Annotated in this window: 12 protein-coding genes; 6 read left to right on the top strand and 6 right to left on the bottom strand. The window is 58.3% G+C overall.

Annotation, left to right across the window (positions count from 1 at the left end):
• Nucleotides 1-25 precede the first annotated feature (25 nt).
• The gene (locus tag BFV97_RS01915; protein WP_069298616.1) at nucleotides 26-769 is read left to right on the top strand and encodes a FadR/GntR family transcriptional regulator; all 744 of its coding nucleotides are present in this window, start codon (nucleotides 26-28) and stop codon (nucleotides 767-769) included.
• Between the two features lie 149 nt (nucleotides 770-918).
• On the top strand, nucleotides 919-1,554 hold the full coding sequence (locus BFV97_RS01920) for a hypothetical protein (protein ID WP_069298617.1): 636 nt from the start codon (nucleotides 919-921) through the stop codon (nucleotides 1,552-1,554).
• 229 nt (nucleotides 1,555-1,783) lie between these two features.
• On the opposite strand, the gene BFV97_RS01925 is transcribed toward BFV97_RS01920, so the two are convergent.
• From BFV97_RS01925 to BFV97_RS01950, 6 genes are all read right to left on the bottom strand, one after another.
• Nucleotides 1,784-3,373 carry an acyl-CoA synthetase gene (locus tag BFV97_RS01925; protein ID WP_216635938.1) on the bottom strand — a complete coding sequence of 530 codons (1,590 nt, stop codon included), beginning with the start codon at nucleotides 3,371-3,373 and terminating at the stop codon, nucleotides 1,784-1,786.
• 55 nt (nucleotides 3,374-3,428) lie between these two features.
• Nucleotides 3,429-4,736 (bottom strand): TRAP transporter large permease, encoded by a 1,308-nt coding sequence (locus BFV97_RS01930; protein ID WP_069298619.1) that lies wholly within the window; start codon nucleotides 4,734-4,736, stop codon nucleotides 3,429-3,431.
• Nucleotides 4,729-5,265, bottom strand: a complete 537-nt coding sequence (locus BFV97_RS01935; protein ID WP_069298620.1) for a TRAP transporter small permease — start codon at nucleotides 5,263-5,265, stop codon at nucleotides 4,729-4,731. The genes BFV97_RS01930 and BFV97_RS01935 overlap by 8 nt, the downstream gene beginning before the upstream one ends.
• A 61-nt stretch (nucleotides 5,266-5,326) precedes the next feature.
• On the bottom strand, nucleotides 5,327-6,463 hold the full coding sequence (locus BFV97_RS01940; RefSeq protein ID WP_069298621.1) for a C4-dicarboxylate TRAP transporter substrate-binding protein: 1,137 nt from the start codon (nucleotides 6,461-6,463) through the stop codon (nucleotides 5,327-5,329).
• A gap of 156 nt (nucleotides 6,464-6,619) precedes the next feature.
• A complete protein-coding gene (locus BFV97_RS01945; protein WP_069298622.1) occupies nucleotides 6,620-7,396 on the bottom strand; it encodes an enoyl-CoA hydratase-related protein in 777 nt (258 codons plus the stop codon).
• A gap of 27 nt (nucleotides 7,397-7,423) precedes the next feature.
• The gene (locus BFV97_RS01950; RefSeq protein ID WP_069298623.1) at nucleotides 7,424-8,299 is read right to left on the bottom strand and encodes a crotonase/enoyl-CoA hydratase family protein; all 876 of its coding nucleotides are present in this window, start codon (nucleotides 8,297-8,299) and stop codon (nucleotides 7,424-7,426) included.
• A 366-nt stretch (nucleotides 8,300-8,665) separates the two neighbouring features.
• Between BFV97_RS01950 and BFV97_RS01955 the strand changes: the two genes are divergently transcribed.
• The 4 genes from BFV97_RS01955 to BFV97_RS01970 all read left to right on the top strand — a co-directional run bounded on the left by BFV97_RS01955 (nucleotide 8,666) and on the right by BFV97_RS01970 (nucleotide 15,768).
• Nucleotides 8,666-9,697, top strand: a complete 1,032-nt coding sequence (locus BFV97_RS01955) for a phosphotransferase family protein (protein ID WP_069298624.1) — start codon at nucleotides 8,666-8,668, stop codon at nucleotides 9,695-9,697.
• 97 nt (nucleotides 9,698-9,794) lie between these two features.
• Nucleotides 9,795-11,357 (top strand): class I adenylate-forming enzyme family protein, encoded by a 1,563-nt coding sequence (locus BFV97_RS01960; protein WP_069298625.1) that lies wholly within the window; start codon nucleotides 9,795-9,797, stop codon nucleotides 11,355-11,357.
• A gap of 158 nt (nucleotides 11,358-11,515) precedes the next feature.
• A complete protein-coding gene (locus BFV97_RS01965; RefSeq protein WP_069298626.1) occupies nucleotides 11,516-12,655 on the top strand; it encodes an efflux RND transporter periplasmic adaptor subunit in 1,140 nt (379 codons plus the stop codon).
• Entirely contained in the window at nucleotides 12,652-15,768 is a 3,117-nt protein-coding gene (locus BFV97_RS01970) for an efflux RND transporter permease subunit (protein ID WP_069298627.1), read from the top strand. Before BFV97_RS01965 ends, BFV97_RS01970 begins: the two co-directional genes overlap by 4 nt.
• Nucleotides 15,769-15,771 lie beyond the last annotated feature (3 nt).

Raw genomic sequence — 15,771 nt, forward strand, 5'->3', positions numbered from 1 at the left:
GCCTGCAACCGATGGAGTAGAAGACATGAGTTTGCGCAGCCAGCATCTGAAGGTGAATTATGCCTATCGCCAGTTTGCCGATGAAATCGAAGCGCAGATCATGCAGGGCACGCTAAAGCCCGGCGAACGTCTGCCCGGCGAAGTGGAGCTGGCGCAACTGTTCGGCGTCACCCGTTCTACCGTGCGCGAAGGGCTGCGCCAGTTGGAAAGCGAAGGTCTGGTGCATCGCCCCACGCCCCGCCGACTGGAAGTTGCGCTGCCCCAAAGCGACAAACTCGCCAGCCGATCCAGCCGCGCAATGGTACTGATGAATGTCACCTTTCGGGAGTTGTGGCAGGTGGCACTGGAAACCGAACCGCTGGCCGCAGAACTGGCCGCGCGACAGGGCCGGCCAGAGGCTCTGGCCGCGTTGAAAGACATTCACGCCCGTCTGGTGGCCGCTAAGGACGACGTGGCCGAAACCACGCGCCTTGATATGGAATTTCACACCCAAGTGGCCGAGATGAGCGAGAACCGCGTGCTCTGCCTTGTGCGCGAACCGCTGACATTGCTGCTGTATCAGGGGTTTATCCAGATCACCCCTTCCGTCCCCCAAGCCATCGAACGCCAGATCGTCGCGCACGGTCAGATCGTGGAAGCGATTGAGGCTAAAGACCCCGAACGCGCCCGAGACTGGGCCCACCGCCACATCCAAGACTTCTGGCGCGGCATCCAAATTGCAGGGCTACAGGATGAGCCGTCGATCTCGAAAGAGAACAGGATGAAATGAGGGGGGTGGATATTAGGACTTGATAATAAAATCACGTGCCAGAGAATTCGAACCCTTGCCAAACCAAAGATTAAGTATGACTTCTCCATCATCACATAGCTAAATATGGTTGTTACACGGAAACAACTTTTCGAAAGATTTCAATTGGCATGAATGACGATGTAATTCAGGATTTTCTTCGCACGAAATCTATCTCCTGCATCTCGGACGTAGATCGAGATCTGATTGTGGACTACGCTATTAGCTCAAGGTCTTACGATGTTAGCGGGTTCAATAACCTAATTGACCAAAGCCCTGATTGGGCATCAGTGCTAGTGTCGCATATCCATTTGGATCATTTGTTGACACGCTTCCTGATGGAGTTTTGTGTGCGCCCAAAGTCGGTTAGCCCAGATGTAAGACGCATGAGTGTTTTAGATAAGTGTTTTTTCCTCCACGGAGTTGGAGTTTTGTCGGACGGTTCGCTTTCGGCGATCAAACACCTGAACAGGGTGCGTAACCGTTTTGCCCATCAGCTTGAATTTGATGTTCCCGAAAAGTTTGTTTCTGAATACCGCGCAGCTCAGATATCAGCCTACGGAGATAGAGTCTATCAACGTGAAGAGTATCGTCTTGCTGAAGGCGGCCAGCTACCTTTTAAGACAATGCTCAAACTTTCGGTTTTATTTGTTGAAGAAGAACGTTTAGCACATCTTATCATGGGGTTGAATGCAGCCCGAGCTCGCGCTGACCTAGAAGAAGCTTGCCGATTTGCAAATCTGCAATTGGCGAAATCTAACACATGATAAATATGTGATTTCCACGACGTTTAGTATCTCAGTACTACTTTCTTAAAGTCTCGAGTGTTCTAGTATCATTCGCCTGTCAATTTCCACCACGACCTTTCCAACAATATTGAGAGGAATTGCATCGAAATCACAGTTGGATCGTTTCTTATTCCGTAATTTTCACGTTCGGTTGCCCCTTTAAGCAACCGAACGTATAATTTTTTGCCTCCGGTCCGCTCGACCCCTATCACCCCCCGTCAAACACCCCCTGATACTCCACCCGCAGGTCTTTTTTCAGGATCTTGCCGCTCGCGTTTTTGGGGAGTTGCTTTACGATCTCGATGTGTTTTGGCGATTTGAACCCTGCCAGATTTTCGCGGCAGTAGTCCATCAGTTGCTCCCGTGTCACCGATGATCCGTCTTTGGCCACGACAACCGCTGTCACCGCTTCGATCCATGTGGGGTGGGGGATGCCGAACACGGCGACTTCGGCCACATCGGGGTGGTGGAAGATGGCTTCCTCGACCTCCCGGCTGGCGACGTTTTCGCCGCCGGTTTTGATCATGTCTTTCTTGCGGTCCACCACGTACAGGTAGCCGTCCCCGTCAAACCGCCCCAGATCGCCGCTGTGGAACCAGCCGTTGGCAAAGGCTTCGGCGGTTTTGTCGGTGTCTTTGTAATATTCAAGGATCAGGTGGGGGCTGCGGTGGACGATTTCGCCGACCTCGCCCACGGCTACGGGCTGGTCACTGTCATCGACCACACGGGTTTCCACGTTCAGCGCCGGACGCCCTGCCGAGCCTAGCTTGGTCAACTGGTCTTCGGGTTGCAGGATGGTGGCGATGGGAGCCATTTCCGTCTGTCCGTAAAAGTTCCACAGCTTCATGTTTGGCAAACGCTGCATCAGTTCCTCGATAATCGCGGTGGGCATGATAGAGGCGCCGTAATACCCCGCTTCAAGGCTGCTCAGGTCCCGTTTGTCAAAATCGGGATGCCGCAGCAGAGCAATCCAGACGGTGGGCGGGCAGAACAGTTTGGTCACGCCTTCCGCTTCAATCGCCGCCAGCATTTCGGCGGGGTCGGCCTTGTCATGCAGGATGCTGGTCACGCCAAGATAGAGGTCCGGCGACAGGAAGCAGTCCAGTTGTGCGCAGTGAAACAGGGGCAGGCAATGGAGCGAGACCGCGTCGCCGGTCATTTTGCCGTCCACGATGCAGCTGATATACTGGGCATAAAGTGCGCTGGAGGTCAGCAGCGCACCCTTGGGCCGTGATTCCGTACCGCTGGTGTACATCATCTGGATCGGGTCATCCGGGTCCACATCCACCCAGACTTCACCGTCATCGGCGTGATCCAGCAGGGTCGAAACCGGCGCCCAGTGGTCCGGTGCGGCAACATCGGCATGGGGGATCACAAACCGCTGCATCTCCCCCTTGCCAAGCTGCGCCAGCGCCGCATCTGCCGTGGCACAAAGCGCGTCTTCGGCAATGATGGCACAGGCGCCGGAATGGTCGAGGATATAGGCCACATCTTCAGCGTTCAGCATGAAATTCACAGGCGTAGTCACCGCCCCGAGCCGCGCCAGCGCAAAACGCAGCACCACGAAGGCGCGATTGTTATGGCTGAGAAGGGCAACACGGTCGCCCTTCTTGATGCCATTGGATTTCAGCCCGTTGGCCGCACGGTTCACAGCGCGGTTCAGTTCGGCAAAGGTTTCCGAGGAACCGCGGAATTTTAGTGCGGTTTTATCCGGTGTGCGCGCGGCTGAGCGGTGCAAAAGATCACCAAGCTGCTGGCTGCGGGCCCGCCGGACCAGCGTTGTGTTTTGGGATGTCATTTCCATAACTCCTTTGGCATTTCCGGACAGGGCCGGACGATAGGTCGTTTCAGGATCAGTTCAGCAATTCCGGCAGGAACAGAACCAGTGCGGGGAAGGCCGAGAGCAGGGCCACGATGGCAAGGTCCATCACGATGAACCACATCACGCCGCGGAAGATGGCAGAGGTTTTCACCAGATCGCCCACCACGCTTTTGATGACAAAAACATTCATCCCGATAGGCGGTGTGATCATCCCGATTTCCAGAAGTTTGGTCAGCACGATGCCAAACCAAAGCAGGCTCCACCCCGAATTATCCACCACCGGCAGGATGATCGGCAGGGTCAGCAACATGGCCCCGATCGGTTCCAGAAACATGCCCATCAGCAGGTAAACCAGCACGATGCCAAGCATCAAAAGCGCGGGGTTGGAGGCCACGGACATGATGCCCGAGGACAGGTAATCCCCTGCACCCGACAGGGCGAGAAACCGTGTCAGCAGGCTCGCACCAATAGCGATCACCAGCAGCGAGGCGGTGGTCATGGTGGTTTCCCGCGCTGCCTTGAGAAAGCGTTCCAGTGTCAGTTCACCGCTAACTAGTGCGACGATACAGGCCAGAAACGCACCCACAGCACCGGCTTCGGTGGGGGTAAAGATACCGCCGAACAAACCACCAAAGATGCCGATCATAATCAGGAAAATCGGCCATGTGTCCTTTAGTGCGATGATGCGTTCGGACAGGCTGACCTTTTCGTCCCGCTCCGGTGCCAGATCGGGGTTCAGTTTCACCCGTACCAGCACAACAATGATGTAGCCTACAGTGGTCAGGATACCGGCGCTGATGCCGCCCAGAAACAGTTTGGCGATAGAGACCTGTGCAATCACGCCGTAAAGGATCAGGATGATCGACGGCGGGATCAAGGCACCGATGGTCCCCGCAACCGCTACAGTGCCTGTGGCCAGTTCGGGATGGTATCTGTGTTTCATCATCTCGGGGATGGCGATGCGCCCCATTGCAGCAGAGCAGGCGATGGACGATCCGGACACAGCGGCAAAACCGGCAGACCCGAAAATCGCAGCAATCGCCAGCCCGCCGGGAATGGCTGAAAGCCAGATCCGCGCCGCGTTGAACATGCCTTTGGTCAGTTGCGTGTGATAGCTGATGAACCCCAGAAACAGGAACATCGGAATAGAGCTGAGCACCCAGTTCGACGTGAACTGATAGGGAATAACCCCAAGCGCACCCCAGGCGACACGGGACCCCATCAGGGACCACAATCCGATGAAGGAGACACCGATCAGGGAGACTCCGATCGGCACCCGCAGGGCGATCAGGGCCATAAGGGAACCAAGACCGGTCAGGCCAATTGCGACATCAGTCATGAACGATCTCATCTGCTTCAAGTGTTTCGTGAAGTCCGTTGCGGGTTTTGAACACGCGCACCAGAACTTTGTATCCGGCGATCAGGCAGATCAGCGCACCGCCTATCGGGATGGCCCAATAGCTCGGCCAGATTGCGATCAGACTGGAGCCTTGCTCCATCGAGGCGCCGGAGTTGGTCTTTTTCATCGCCTCGGTGAACCCGCTGATGGCCAGCAGCCCGAAGACGAAAATGGTGAACAGACCGGAAAACACCGACAGCCAGCCCTGTATCGTGCGGGGCATCATATCTGTCAGGAACTCAACCGATATATGGGCGTTCTTTTCCTCTGCCACACCAAGGGCAATGAATACGACGATAATCATGTAGTAATGGCCAACGATCACAATCGTTCCGGTCAGCGGCGCATTGAACACATACCGGCCCACCACATCCGCTGTCACGTGCAGCATCATTAAAACGATACATATCGTCCCGAGCAGCGATCCGATCTTTGTCAATCCAGACAGGGCTTTCCCCACATGAACCATCTAATTCCTCCCCTGAAATCCGTGTCGGGCGCCAGCAGTTAACGCTGGCACCCTTAAGTGATTATTTACCGTAGCTGCTTAGGTCGATCTTGGAATAGATCTCGTTCCAGTAAATCTCGGTCAGCGCATCGGCAGAGTCCACATCCGCTGTCAGCTCTGTCCAGCGGCCCAGCAGTTCGCGCAGTTTCTCCGCTGCCGCGTCCCCGTTTTCCAGACTGAAACGGTCTTTGTATACGGTTGCAACGTTTTTCACGTCATTAGCGATGAAGTCGCGGTTCATTGCAACAAGCGCGTCAGAGGCCGGACCGTATTCGATCCCCAGTTCCGGCGATTTCGCCTTACCGGCGCGGGCTTCTTCAAGGTAAACCCAAGTCATCTCAGAGGCGAGCTTGGCGCTGGCTTTCATCACGGCGGATTTGCCGCTGTCGGACAGACCGTTCCAACGGTCCTTGTTCATCATGGTCGGAACCGTGAACTGGCCACCGGGCAAACCTGTGTAGAGGTATTTGACCACTTCGATGAAGCTGAAGTTTACGAAATCCGCAGTATTGGATGCCGTGCAATCCAGAACACCCTGATTGAGCGCCTCAAAGGTTTCGTTCACCGACATAGAGACCGGAACAGCACCCACGGTTTCCGCCCAGCGGGACCAGTATGCCCCGGCGGTGCGGATGCGTTTGCCTTTCAGATCTTCGGGAGAGTTCAGCGGAACCACACATTGCAGCGCATAGGATGTGGTCATGGCTGCACCGAGATACACCTGATTTTGCTTGGCAGTTTCGCTCAGGCAGTCGGGACAGTTCAGCATCACGTATTCGGTCAACGCACCGGCAAAGGCTGCTGAGCTGGTCTCGCCGGAAAATTCTTCCAGTTCTACCAGTTGGGAAAATTCCGAAATCATGTTCAGGTTCGGAAATTCGGCAGGGAAATAGGGCGTCAGGATCGCGGCTGTATCCGCCAGACCGTCGCGCAAACCGGCGTTGCCTTCGGCAAAGGACAGCAGCGACAGCGGAAAGACCCGCATGGTCAGTTCGCCACCGGAGTTTTCTTCGATGGCTTCTGCATAGGCTTCCAGAACCGCTGTGGGTTTGGAGTTCGGCGGCCAACCGCCCGCAAAGCTAAGCTGGTCCGCCTGCACAGCCGGTGCCAGCGCCAGCAGGGATGCCCCTGCGAGTACCGATCTAATGATACGTTTCATAATGTGTTCCTCCTGTTTGTGTTCCGGAAGCCGGAACGGTCATATGAACGAAAATTCTCCTGCCCCGCTCCTCCCGGGGTGGATAGTCTTGTGATCCTTTGGAGGGGATCGCCGCACCGGATGTCGCTCGCGTCCGGGGGTGTTTTCAGCGCAGGGTTATGAATGAAACCGTGGTGCGCGTTTTTCCTTGAAAGCGGCCAGCCCTTCGGCAAAGTCGCGGGACTCTCCTGCTTCTTTTTGCAATTTGCGTTCTGTGGAGAGGGCGCTGGCGAAATCGCTGTCTGCCGCGCTCCAGGCTGCCTGGCGGATCAGACTGTAGCTGTGGGACGGGCCCTGTGCCAGCCGCGCGGCGATTTCAAAGGCAGTCGCTTCGACCGCGTCATCGTCGGCAAGCCGTGTGATCAGCCCCCAGTCCAGCGCTTGTTCTGCCGGAATTTTCTCTGCCAGCAGCATCATTTCCATTGCGCGAACCCGTCCGACCGCCTTGGTCAGCAGCCACGTGGCCCCGCCATCAGGGATCAGGCCGATGCGGGCGAAAGCCTCAAGGAAATAGGCGCTTTTGCCTGCTACGATGATGTCACAAGCCAGCGCAATGGAGGCCCCAACCCCCGCAGCCGCCCCGCGCACGGCACTGATCACAGGCACCTCCAGATCGCGGATGGTTAGCATCAAGGGGTTGTATTCCTGTTCCAGCGTCGCCCCCACGTCAAACCCCGTGGTGTCTTCAGGCATGGCAGCATTCAGGTTGGCCCCTGCGGAAAAAGCCCGCTCGCTGCCTGCAAGGATGATGGCCCGCGCGGTTTTTGACTCGCTTACTAGCAGATCGCGCAAGGCTCCGGCCATATCCGCTGTCATGGCGTTCATGGCTTTGGGATCGTTCAGACGCAGGGTCGTTACCCCGTCCTTGCGCTCTACCAAAATCTTGTCTGTCATTGCGTGTCCTCCCAACACTTTAACGGATCAGGCCCAGGGGGGCTCGTTCCACCAGGGGAAAAATCCGGGCATGTCGGTGCTGACACGATCGGGAAATTCCGCTGGTCGTTTTTCAAAGAAACTGGCCACACCTTCGGCAGAATCGCCCTGCACACTGCGGGCGGCCACGGCGCGGCTGTCGATCTGGTGCGCCATCATCGGATGGGGCGCGCCGGACATCTGCCACAGCATCTGGCGGGTCATCGCCACAGACACTGGTGCTGCGTTATCCGCGATCTCCTGCGCGATGTCATAGGCCGCTGGCAACAGATCATCGGGCGCATGGATGGAGCGGATCAAACCTGCCGCCAACGCCTCTTCCGCGCCAAAAACGCGGCCCGAGTAGCACCACTCCAGCGCGGTGGACAGGCCCACAGCGCGGGACAGGAACCAGCTTGACGCCGCTTCCGGTACAATGCCGCGGCGGGCAAAAACAAAGCCGAATTTCGCTTTGTCCGAGGCGATGCGAATATCCATTGGCAGCTGCATGGTGCTGCCGATCCCGACAGAGGGACCGTTTACCGCAGCAATCACGGGCTTGAGGCATCGAAACAGGCGCAAGGCCAGCAACCCACCGGAATCGCGGTTCTGTGGATTGCTCCAAGTGGCGGGGTCGGTGGATTTCGGGTCCAGATCCGCCGAAGAAAACGCATCCCCGTCATCAAGATCCGCACCGGCACAAAAGCCGCGACCCGCCCCTGTCACCACAATGGCGCGCACATCGTCATCCGCATCCGCCAGATCGAGCGCGGCAATCATCTCCTGCATCATCGTTTCGTTGAACGCGTTCAGCTTTTCGGGCCGGTTCAACGTCAGGGTCATGATGTTGTCAGCTACAGCGGTCTGAATGGTGGTAAAGCTCATGGACGGTCTCCGGTGGCGCACTGGCGCAAGCCCGTCCCGACGGGGCGGTCGGGCCGTAGAATGGTGTCAAAGAAGGCCGCTTGGCGCATAGATGGAATATCCGATTAGTGTCTGACAGTAATACACTGAGGAGAATCGGCGGGTCTGTCAATATGATTGTCGCCTGACGCTGCGAAGCGCAAACTTTGACGCGCACTGTAAGATGCTAGTGTATGGGTGCTTAACTTCCCAGACCGATCTCTATGTTGCGCCGTAAGGTTATTTCGCGCCATCGTGAAAATCGTTGACGCTGGCAGCTCGTCTATTTATGTCCTAATGTCAGACACTAATTGGCGACATTACAGCACCAGCGAGACGAACAGACCTATGGCCATTCAACCCGATTTTGACCCCGCCACACTCGAAAGCCTTCTGGGAGAGCCTGTCGCGCTTGCACCTGTGACAAGCGGGCAGTCCAACCCGACGTGGTTTGTCAGCACCGCAACACGGGAATTGGTTCTGCGAAAGAAACCTGCGGGCGTTACAGCCTCCAGCGCTCATGCGGTGGACCGGGAACACCGCGTGATGTCAGCGCTTTCCAACAGCGCGGTGCCGGTGCCTGATATGGTGATGTTCGAGCCCGATCCGGCGGTAATCGGCACGCCGTTCTATCTGATGGAGCGGCTTTACGGCCATGTATCCGAAACCAGTGACCTGCCCGCACTGGCCGCAGAGGAACGGGGCGCAGTGTTCAACGATGCTGCGCGGGTTCTGGCGGCAATCCACACGGTAGACTGGCAGGCGGCTGATCTTTCGGATTACGGCAAGACGCAGGATTACTACCCCCGACAGGTCCGCCGCTGGGCGCGACAGTGGGAGACTGCAAAAGCGGCCGGAATGGAGGCGCAGTTCAGCAACCGGATCGACAGGCTCGCCGCTTGGTTTGCAGAAAACATCCCCGCCGAAAGCCCGACAACGCTGGTCCACGGGGATTACCGGATCGGTAATGTGATGTATGCCACCGGCCCTGCACGGATCGAGGCTGTGCTCGATTGGGAGCTATCAACACTGGGCGATCCCTTGTCGGACCTTGCCCACTGGATGATGTTCTATGACCTGACGCCCGAACAGATGGGGGGCTTGGCCGGACTGGATCTTGCCGCACTCGGGATTCCTGACGGGGCGGCGTTTATGGATCATTACCGTGCCAGCGGCGGCTGTGATGCGCCCCTGACGCGGTTCCACCGCGCTTTTGCCATGTACCGCATGTCGGTCATTCTTGCCGGAATCACGGCGCGGGCAAAGGCAGGGCAGGCAGCCCATGACGACGCGGTGGCCGTGGGTGCGATGGCGCCGCAGTTCGCGCTGATTGCCGAACGGCTGCTGTCGTCGGACAAGGCGCATCAGGCAGTCGGGTAACTGTGCAGTAGCGTCAGTGTTGAAACCGGCACCGCGCAGTTCTAGCCTTCGCTGAACCGCGCCTGTACCCTGTAAGACCCTCCAAGAAAGTTCAGATATGACCGTGATGCCGACCACCCGCACCGAAGTTCACTTCCAAGACCGCGCACTGACCTGTTTTGAGAACCGCGCCGCGCTGGTGATGGATCAGATCGACGCTGTCTTTGCCCGCTTTGCAGAGCGCACCGCCATTGTGGACGAACGGGAACGGCTGACCTATGGCGCGTTATCGGCCCGAGTTGACGGATGCGCGGCGCAATTGCAGCGGCTCGGCCTGTCGGGGGGGGATCGGGTCGGGCTGATCCTGTCCAACCGGCTGGAGTTCGTTGTCTCGCTGCTTGCGATCTGGCGGCTCGGGGCGGTTCCGGTGCCGATGAACGTGCGCGAGGCAGCCCCCGAAACCGCCTTTATCCTTAATGATTGCAGCGCGGCGGGCCTGATCTTTGATCCCGCCCATGACGGCGCAATTCCGGCGCAAGACGATGTGCCTGATTTGAAATGGCGATTGGACATCGACAGTATTGAACGCAGCGCTCCGGATAGTTTTGATCCGGCAGCGCCTGCGATGGATGAGGATGATCTGGCTTGTATTCTGTATACTTCGGGCACCACCGGAAAACCCAAAGGCGCGATGCTGACCCACCTCGGGATCATCCATTCGATGCTGCATTTCGCCCATCACCTGCAACTGGACGAACAGGACGCGGCCCTACTGGTTGTGCCTGCAACCCATGTGACAGGGTTGATCGCGCTGGTCATGACCAGCCTTGGGGTCGGGTCCAAACTGGTGATGCAAGAGGCTTTCAATACCCGTGCGGTGCTGAACGTGACCCAAGCCGAAAAGATCAGCTATTCCGTGATGGTTCCGGCCATGTACAACCTGATCCTTCTGCGCGAGGATCTGACGCAATATGACCTCAGCTCTTTGCGCATCGGTGCCTATGGCGGTGCCCCGATGCCGGTGCCAACGATTGAAAAGCTCGCGCAGCTGGTGCCGGATCTGACCTTGGTAAACGCGTACGGCGCGACCGAGACGACTTCCCCTTCGACGATCATGCCGCTGGATGCGGACCGTTCGGCGTTTGATACGATCGGCAAGCCTGTGGCCTGCGGTGAAATCCTGATTATGGATGAGGACAAGCGCGAATGTCCTGTTGGCACTGTGGGGGAAATCTGGATTCGCGGGCCGATGGTTGTGGCGGGATACTGGAACCGTCCCGATGCCACCGCGTCCGAGTTCGTAGGCGGGTTCTGGCGTTCCGGCGATATGGGCGCGATGGACGAAAACGGCTATGTGCGGATTTTCGACCGGATCAAGGACGTGGTGAATCGCGGCGGCTACAAGGTGTTCAGCTCCGAAGTTGAAAGCGTTTTGATGACCCATCCCGATGTGGCAGAAGCTGCGATCATCGCAAAACCCTGCCCCGTATTGGGCGAACGGGTCCACGCCGTAATCTGTCCCAAGGCCGCACAGGTGAACGAAGCCGCGCTGAGCGCCCTTTGCGCCGAAAACCTGAGCGATTACAAAGTCCCCGAGAGCTATTCCATCTCTCACGAACCGTTGCCGCGAAATGCGAATGGCAAGGTGTTGAAACGAACCCTGAAAGAGACCTTTCTGTAACGTCTTGGCTTTTACCTTTTTTGTCGGGTAACGTAATCTTTATTAAAAAGACCTGTCTTCCACCCCGCCTGTGGTGTCGCATTCTGCCATAAGCTGCGAGACTGAACCGGCTGGGTTTGCCAGACAGAACCTACACCGAACCGACAAGGACAAAACCGATGAACGTCTTGCGCCAGATTATCCTCTGTGCAGCAGCGCTTGCTGCGGCGCTTTATATCTGGGCGAATTATGTGCCGTCAGCCGCGCCGTTTCTGGCAAAGCTCGGTCTGAAGACAGAACAACCGCAGGACGCGAATGCGGGGCGTGGCAGGTTCCAGCGTGGCCCGACACAGGTGGTGACAGCGCCGGTTCGGGAGCAAACACTGGCCGACAGGATCAGCGCTATCGGGGATGGGCGGGCGCTCCATTCCATCGCGGTGCGGGCCAAGGCTGTGGGGTTGATCACCGAACTGCCCTTGTCGGCGGGCGGCTATGTTGAAAAAGGCCAGCTGATTGCCCGTCTTGAGGATGAAGCCGAAACCATCGCAGTGGAACAGGCCCGTGTCCGGCTGGAGGATGCACAGGCCGCAGCAGAGCGTATTGCGCGGCTGGAAACCACAGGGGCCGTAACCGAGGTGCGCCTGCGGGAAACGCAACTGTCCCTGCGCAATGCCGAACTGGCCTTGCGGCAGGCAGAGTATAACCTTGAGCAGCGCAAGATCGAAGCGCCGGTTTCGGGCTATACAGGGATTATCGACATTGCGGTGGGGGATCGGGTCAACGCGCAGGATGTTCTGGTAACAATCACCGACCGCTCGCAAATCCTGATTGATTTTCGCGTGCCCGAACGGGTGATCGGCAAGATCGCGACCGGACAGGTGTTCACGGCTGTGCCGCTGGGTCTGCGCAATGTAGAAATGACCGGAGAGATCAGTGCGGTTGATACCATCGTGGACCGCACCAGTCGCACCTTGCGGGTGCAGGGGCGGCTGGACAATACAGCCGACCGGTTGCGCGCGGGTATGGCCTTTTCCGTCAGTCTGAATTTTCCGGGTGAAACCCTGCTGTCCATCGCGCCGCTGGCTTTGCAATGGTCCAGCGACGGGGCGTTTGTCTGGGTGCTGCGGGAGGGCAAGGTACACCGCGCGGCACTGGCAATCCGGCAGCGCAACAGTGACAGCGTATTGGTAGAGAGCGACGCTTTGCGTGCGGGCGATGAGATCGTCACCGAAGGGGTGCAGACCCTGCGCGAAGGCGCAGAGGTTGTGTTGTCCGAAAAAGCCGCCGCGGTGCAGGACGGGATCGGGGACCGCACATGAACCCTAAAACCGAAGATCCGGCACCCGCAGGGCTGGCCTCTGGCACAGCGCTGTTTGTGCGCCGACCGATCCTAGCCTTTGTGCTGAACGCATTGATCGTTCTGGCTGGTATTGCGGGGTTCTTCGGGGCCGAAATCCGCGAGTTGCCCAATGTGGACCGTCCGGTTGTCACCGTCACCACACAGTTTTCCGGTGCCGCCCCTGAAACCGTTGATCAAGAGGTCACAGGCCGGATCGAAGGCGCTGTCGGACGGGTTGCTGGTGTGCGCTCGATCTCTTCCAATTCCCGTTTCGGACGCAGCCGCGTAACGCTGGAGTTTGACGACAAGGTAAACATCGACATAGCCGCGACAGATGTGCGCGATGCGGTAGCGCGGATCGTGAACCAGTTGCCCGACACCGCCGAACAGCCCCAGATCGTCAAGGCAGATGCCAATGCGCAGGCAGTGATGCGGATAGCGGTGACGTCTTCGGGGCGCTCTCCGCAGGATCTGACGCGGATTGTGCAGGACAGGGTAGAGGACCGCTTGATCTCGGTAGACGGGGTGGCGGATTTGCAGGTTTACGGCGACCGCGATCCGGTGTTTCGGGTGGACATCGACCAGATGGAACTGGCCAGCCGCGGGCTGACACTGGCGGATGTGCGCAACAGTCTGGCGGATGTGGCCTATGACTCCCCTTCCGGTGATCTGGCAGGCGACAGCCAGTCGATCAACGTGCGCACCACGGCCAGCGTTGCCACGGCAGCGGCCTTTGAAGCGCTGGAAATCCGCTCGAATGTTATCCTTGGCGATGTGGCGCGCGTGACCCTTGGTCCGGCCCCCGGTGAGACCGTTCTGCGGGCCAACGGACAATCCGGTCTTGGCATCGGGATCATCCGGCAGGCCACATCAAACACGCTGGACATCTCAAAGAATGTGCGCGCTGTTGTGGCGGAACTGGACGCGACCCTCCCCGATGATGTGAGCATCTTTGTCACCTCCGATGATGCGGTCTTCATCGAAGGCTCTATCACCGAGGTGGTAAAGACCCTTCTGTTGGCGGTGACGATTGTAGTGATCGTGATCTTTATCTTCCTGCGGGATTTCCGCGCCACGCTTATTCCTGCATTAACCCTTCCGGTGGCGCTGGTCGGGGCGCTGGCGGCGATTTATCTGGTGGGGTTCTCAATCAATATTCTAACGCTGTTGGCGCTGGTGCTGGCAACGGGCATGGTGGTGGATGACGCTATTGTGGTGCTGGAAAACATCGTGCGCCTGCGCAGTCAGGGCATGGGGCCACGGGCGGCGGCGGTGCTGGGCACGCAGCAGGTGTTCTTTGCGGTTGTGACCACAACAGCCACGCTTGCGGCGGTGTTCATTCCGCTGTCGTTCCTACCCGGACAGGTGGGTGGGCTGTTCCGCGAGTTCGGCTTCACGCTGGCGATTGCGGTGATGTTATCCTCGGTTGTGGCGCTGACCTTCTGTCCGGTTCTTGCCAGCCGCCTGTTGACGCGCAAGCCGCAGGCGAAGGACCAGCGCGGTCCGATGATCTGGCTGGGGGGCGTGCTGTCGCGCAGTTACGCCGCAGCCCTGCGCGGGGTGCTGGCCGTGCCCTTTGCCGTTGTGCTGGTGGCGGTGTTGTTCACCGTGACAGCCGCGTTCATGGCCGGGGGCATCCGGCAGGAACTGACCCCGCGAGAGGACCGCGCCGTTGCCCTGCTCAGCCTCACAGCATCCCAAGGGGTGTCCCTGTCCTACACGCAAGACAAGATGCAGCAGATCGAGGATGCGGTCGAACCCCTGCGGCAAAGCGGCGAGATCACCAATGTGTTTTCCATCACCGGATTTGGTGCGGACAATCGCGGGTTCATGGTGTTCACCCTTGCAAAATGGGACGAAAGGAAACGGTCACAGCAGGACATCGTTGCCGAAATCAACAGGGGACTGAGAGGCATTGTCGGTGTCCGCGCCTTTGCGATCCAGCCCAATTCGCTCGGCATTCGGGGCGCGGGGCGCGGGCTGGCCTTTGCCATCACGGGGGATAACTACGGGCAACTGGCGGATGTGGCCGAGACCCTTGTGGACCGCATGAACGAGGTGCCGGGCATGGGCAAGGTGCAGTTGCAATATGAAACCACCCAGCCGCAGCTGTTCGTGCAGATCGACCGCACGCGGGCGTCCGATCTCGGGATCAACATCACCGGACTTGGCGAAGCCTTGCAGGCGGTTCTGAACGGGCGCAAGGTGGGGTCGGTGTTCATAGATGACACCAGCTATGACGTGCAGATGCTCTCGACCACCAATCCGGTGAATGATCCGGGTGATCTGGAGAATATCTTTGTACAGTCTGGTGACGGGCAAATGGTTCCCATGTCGAGCTTTGTGACGCTGGAAGAACGGGCAGTCGCACCTGAACTGGACCGCGAGGGGCAGAAACGCTCGGTCGAGATCACAGCAGGTCTGACGCCGGAACTGTCGCTCGGGGATGCGCTGGCAACGGTGGAACAGTTGGCCGATGAGGTTCTTGCAGAGGAAAATTTCATCGTGCCGCTGGCCGAGGCCGCGACGCTGGACCAGACAAACTCCGGCCTGTTCGTGACCTTCGGTTTCGCGGTTCTCGTGGTGTTTCTGGTGCTATCGGCCCAGTTTGAAAGCTTTATTTCGGCTGTGGTGGTCATGTCGACCGTGCCAATCGGACTGGCCTGCGCGGTCTTTGCGTTGGTGCTGACAGGGCTGAGCCTGAACGTCTACAGCCAGATTGGTTTGGTGATGCTGATCGGGATCATGGCCAAGAACGGGATTTTGATCGTGGAGTTCGCCAACCAGTTGCGGGATCGCGGGCAGGATGTCTACAGCGCCATTCTTGAGGCTTCGACCGTGCGGTTGCGTCCGGTGATGATGACGATGACCTCTACAGTCATCGGGGGCGTGCCGCTGATCCTGTCATCCGGAGCAGGGGCCGAAGCCCGCGAGGCGCTGGGCTGGGTGATCGTGGGCGGGCTGGGACTGGCCACGGTTTCGACCCTGTTCCTGACCCCTGTGGCCTATCTGCTGCTGGCGCGGTTCTCGACACCTAAAGCGGCACAAGAGGCCCGACTGAAAGCCGAACTGCAAGAGGCGCAGGCAATCTGAGCA

It is taken from the genome of Neptunicoccus sediminis (assembly GCF_001719615.1).
GTDB classification, from domain to species: Bacteria; Pseudomonadota; Alphaproteobacteria; order Rhodobacterales; family Rhodobacteraceae; genus Amylibacter; species Amylibacter sediminis.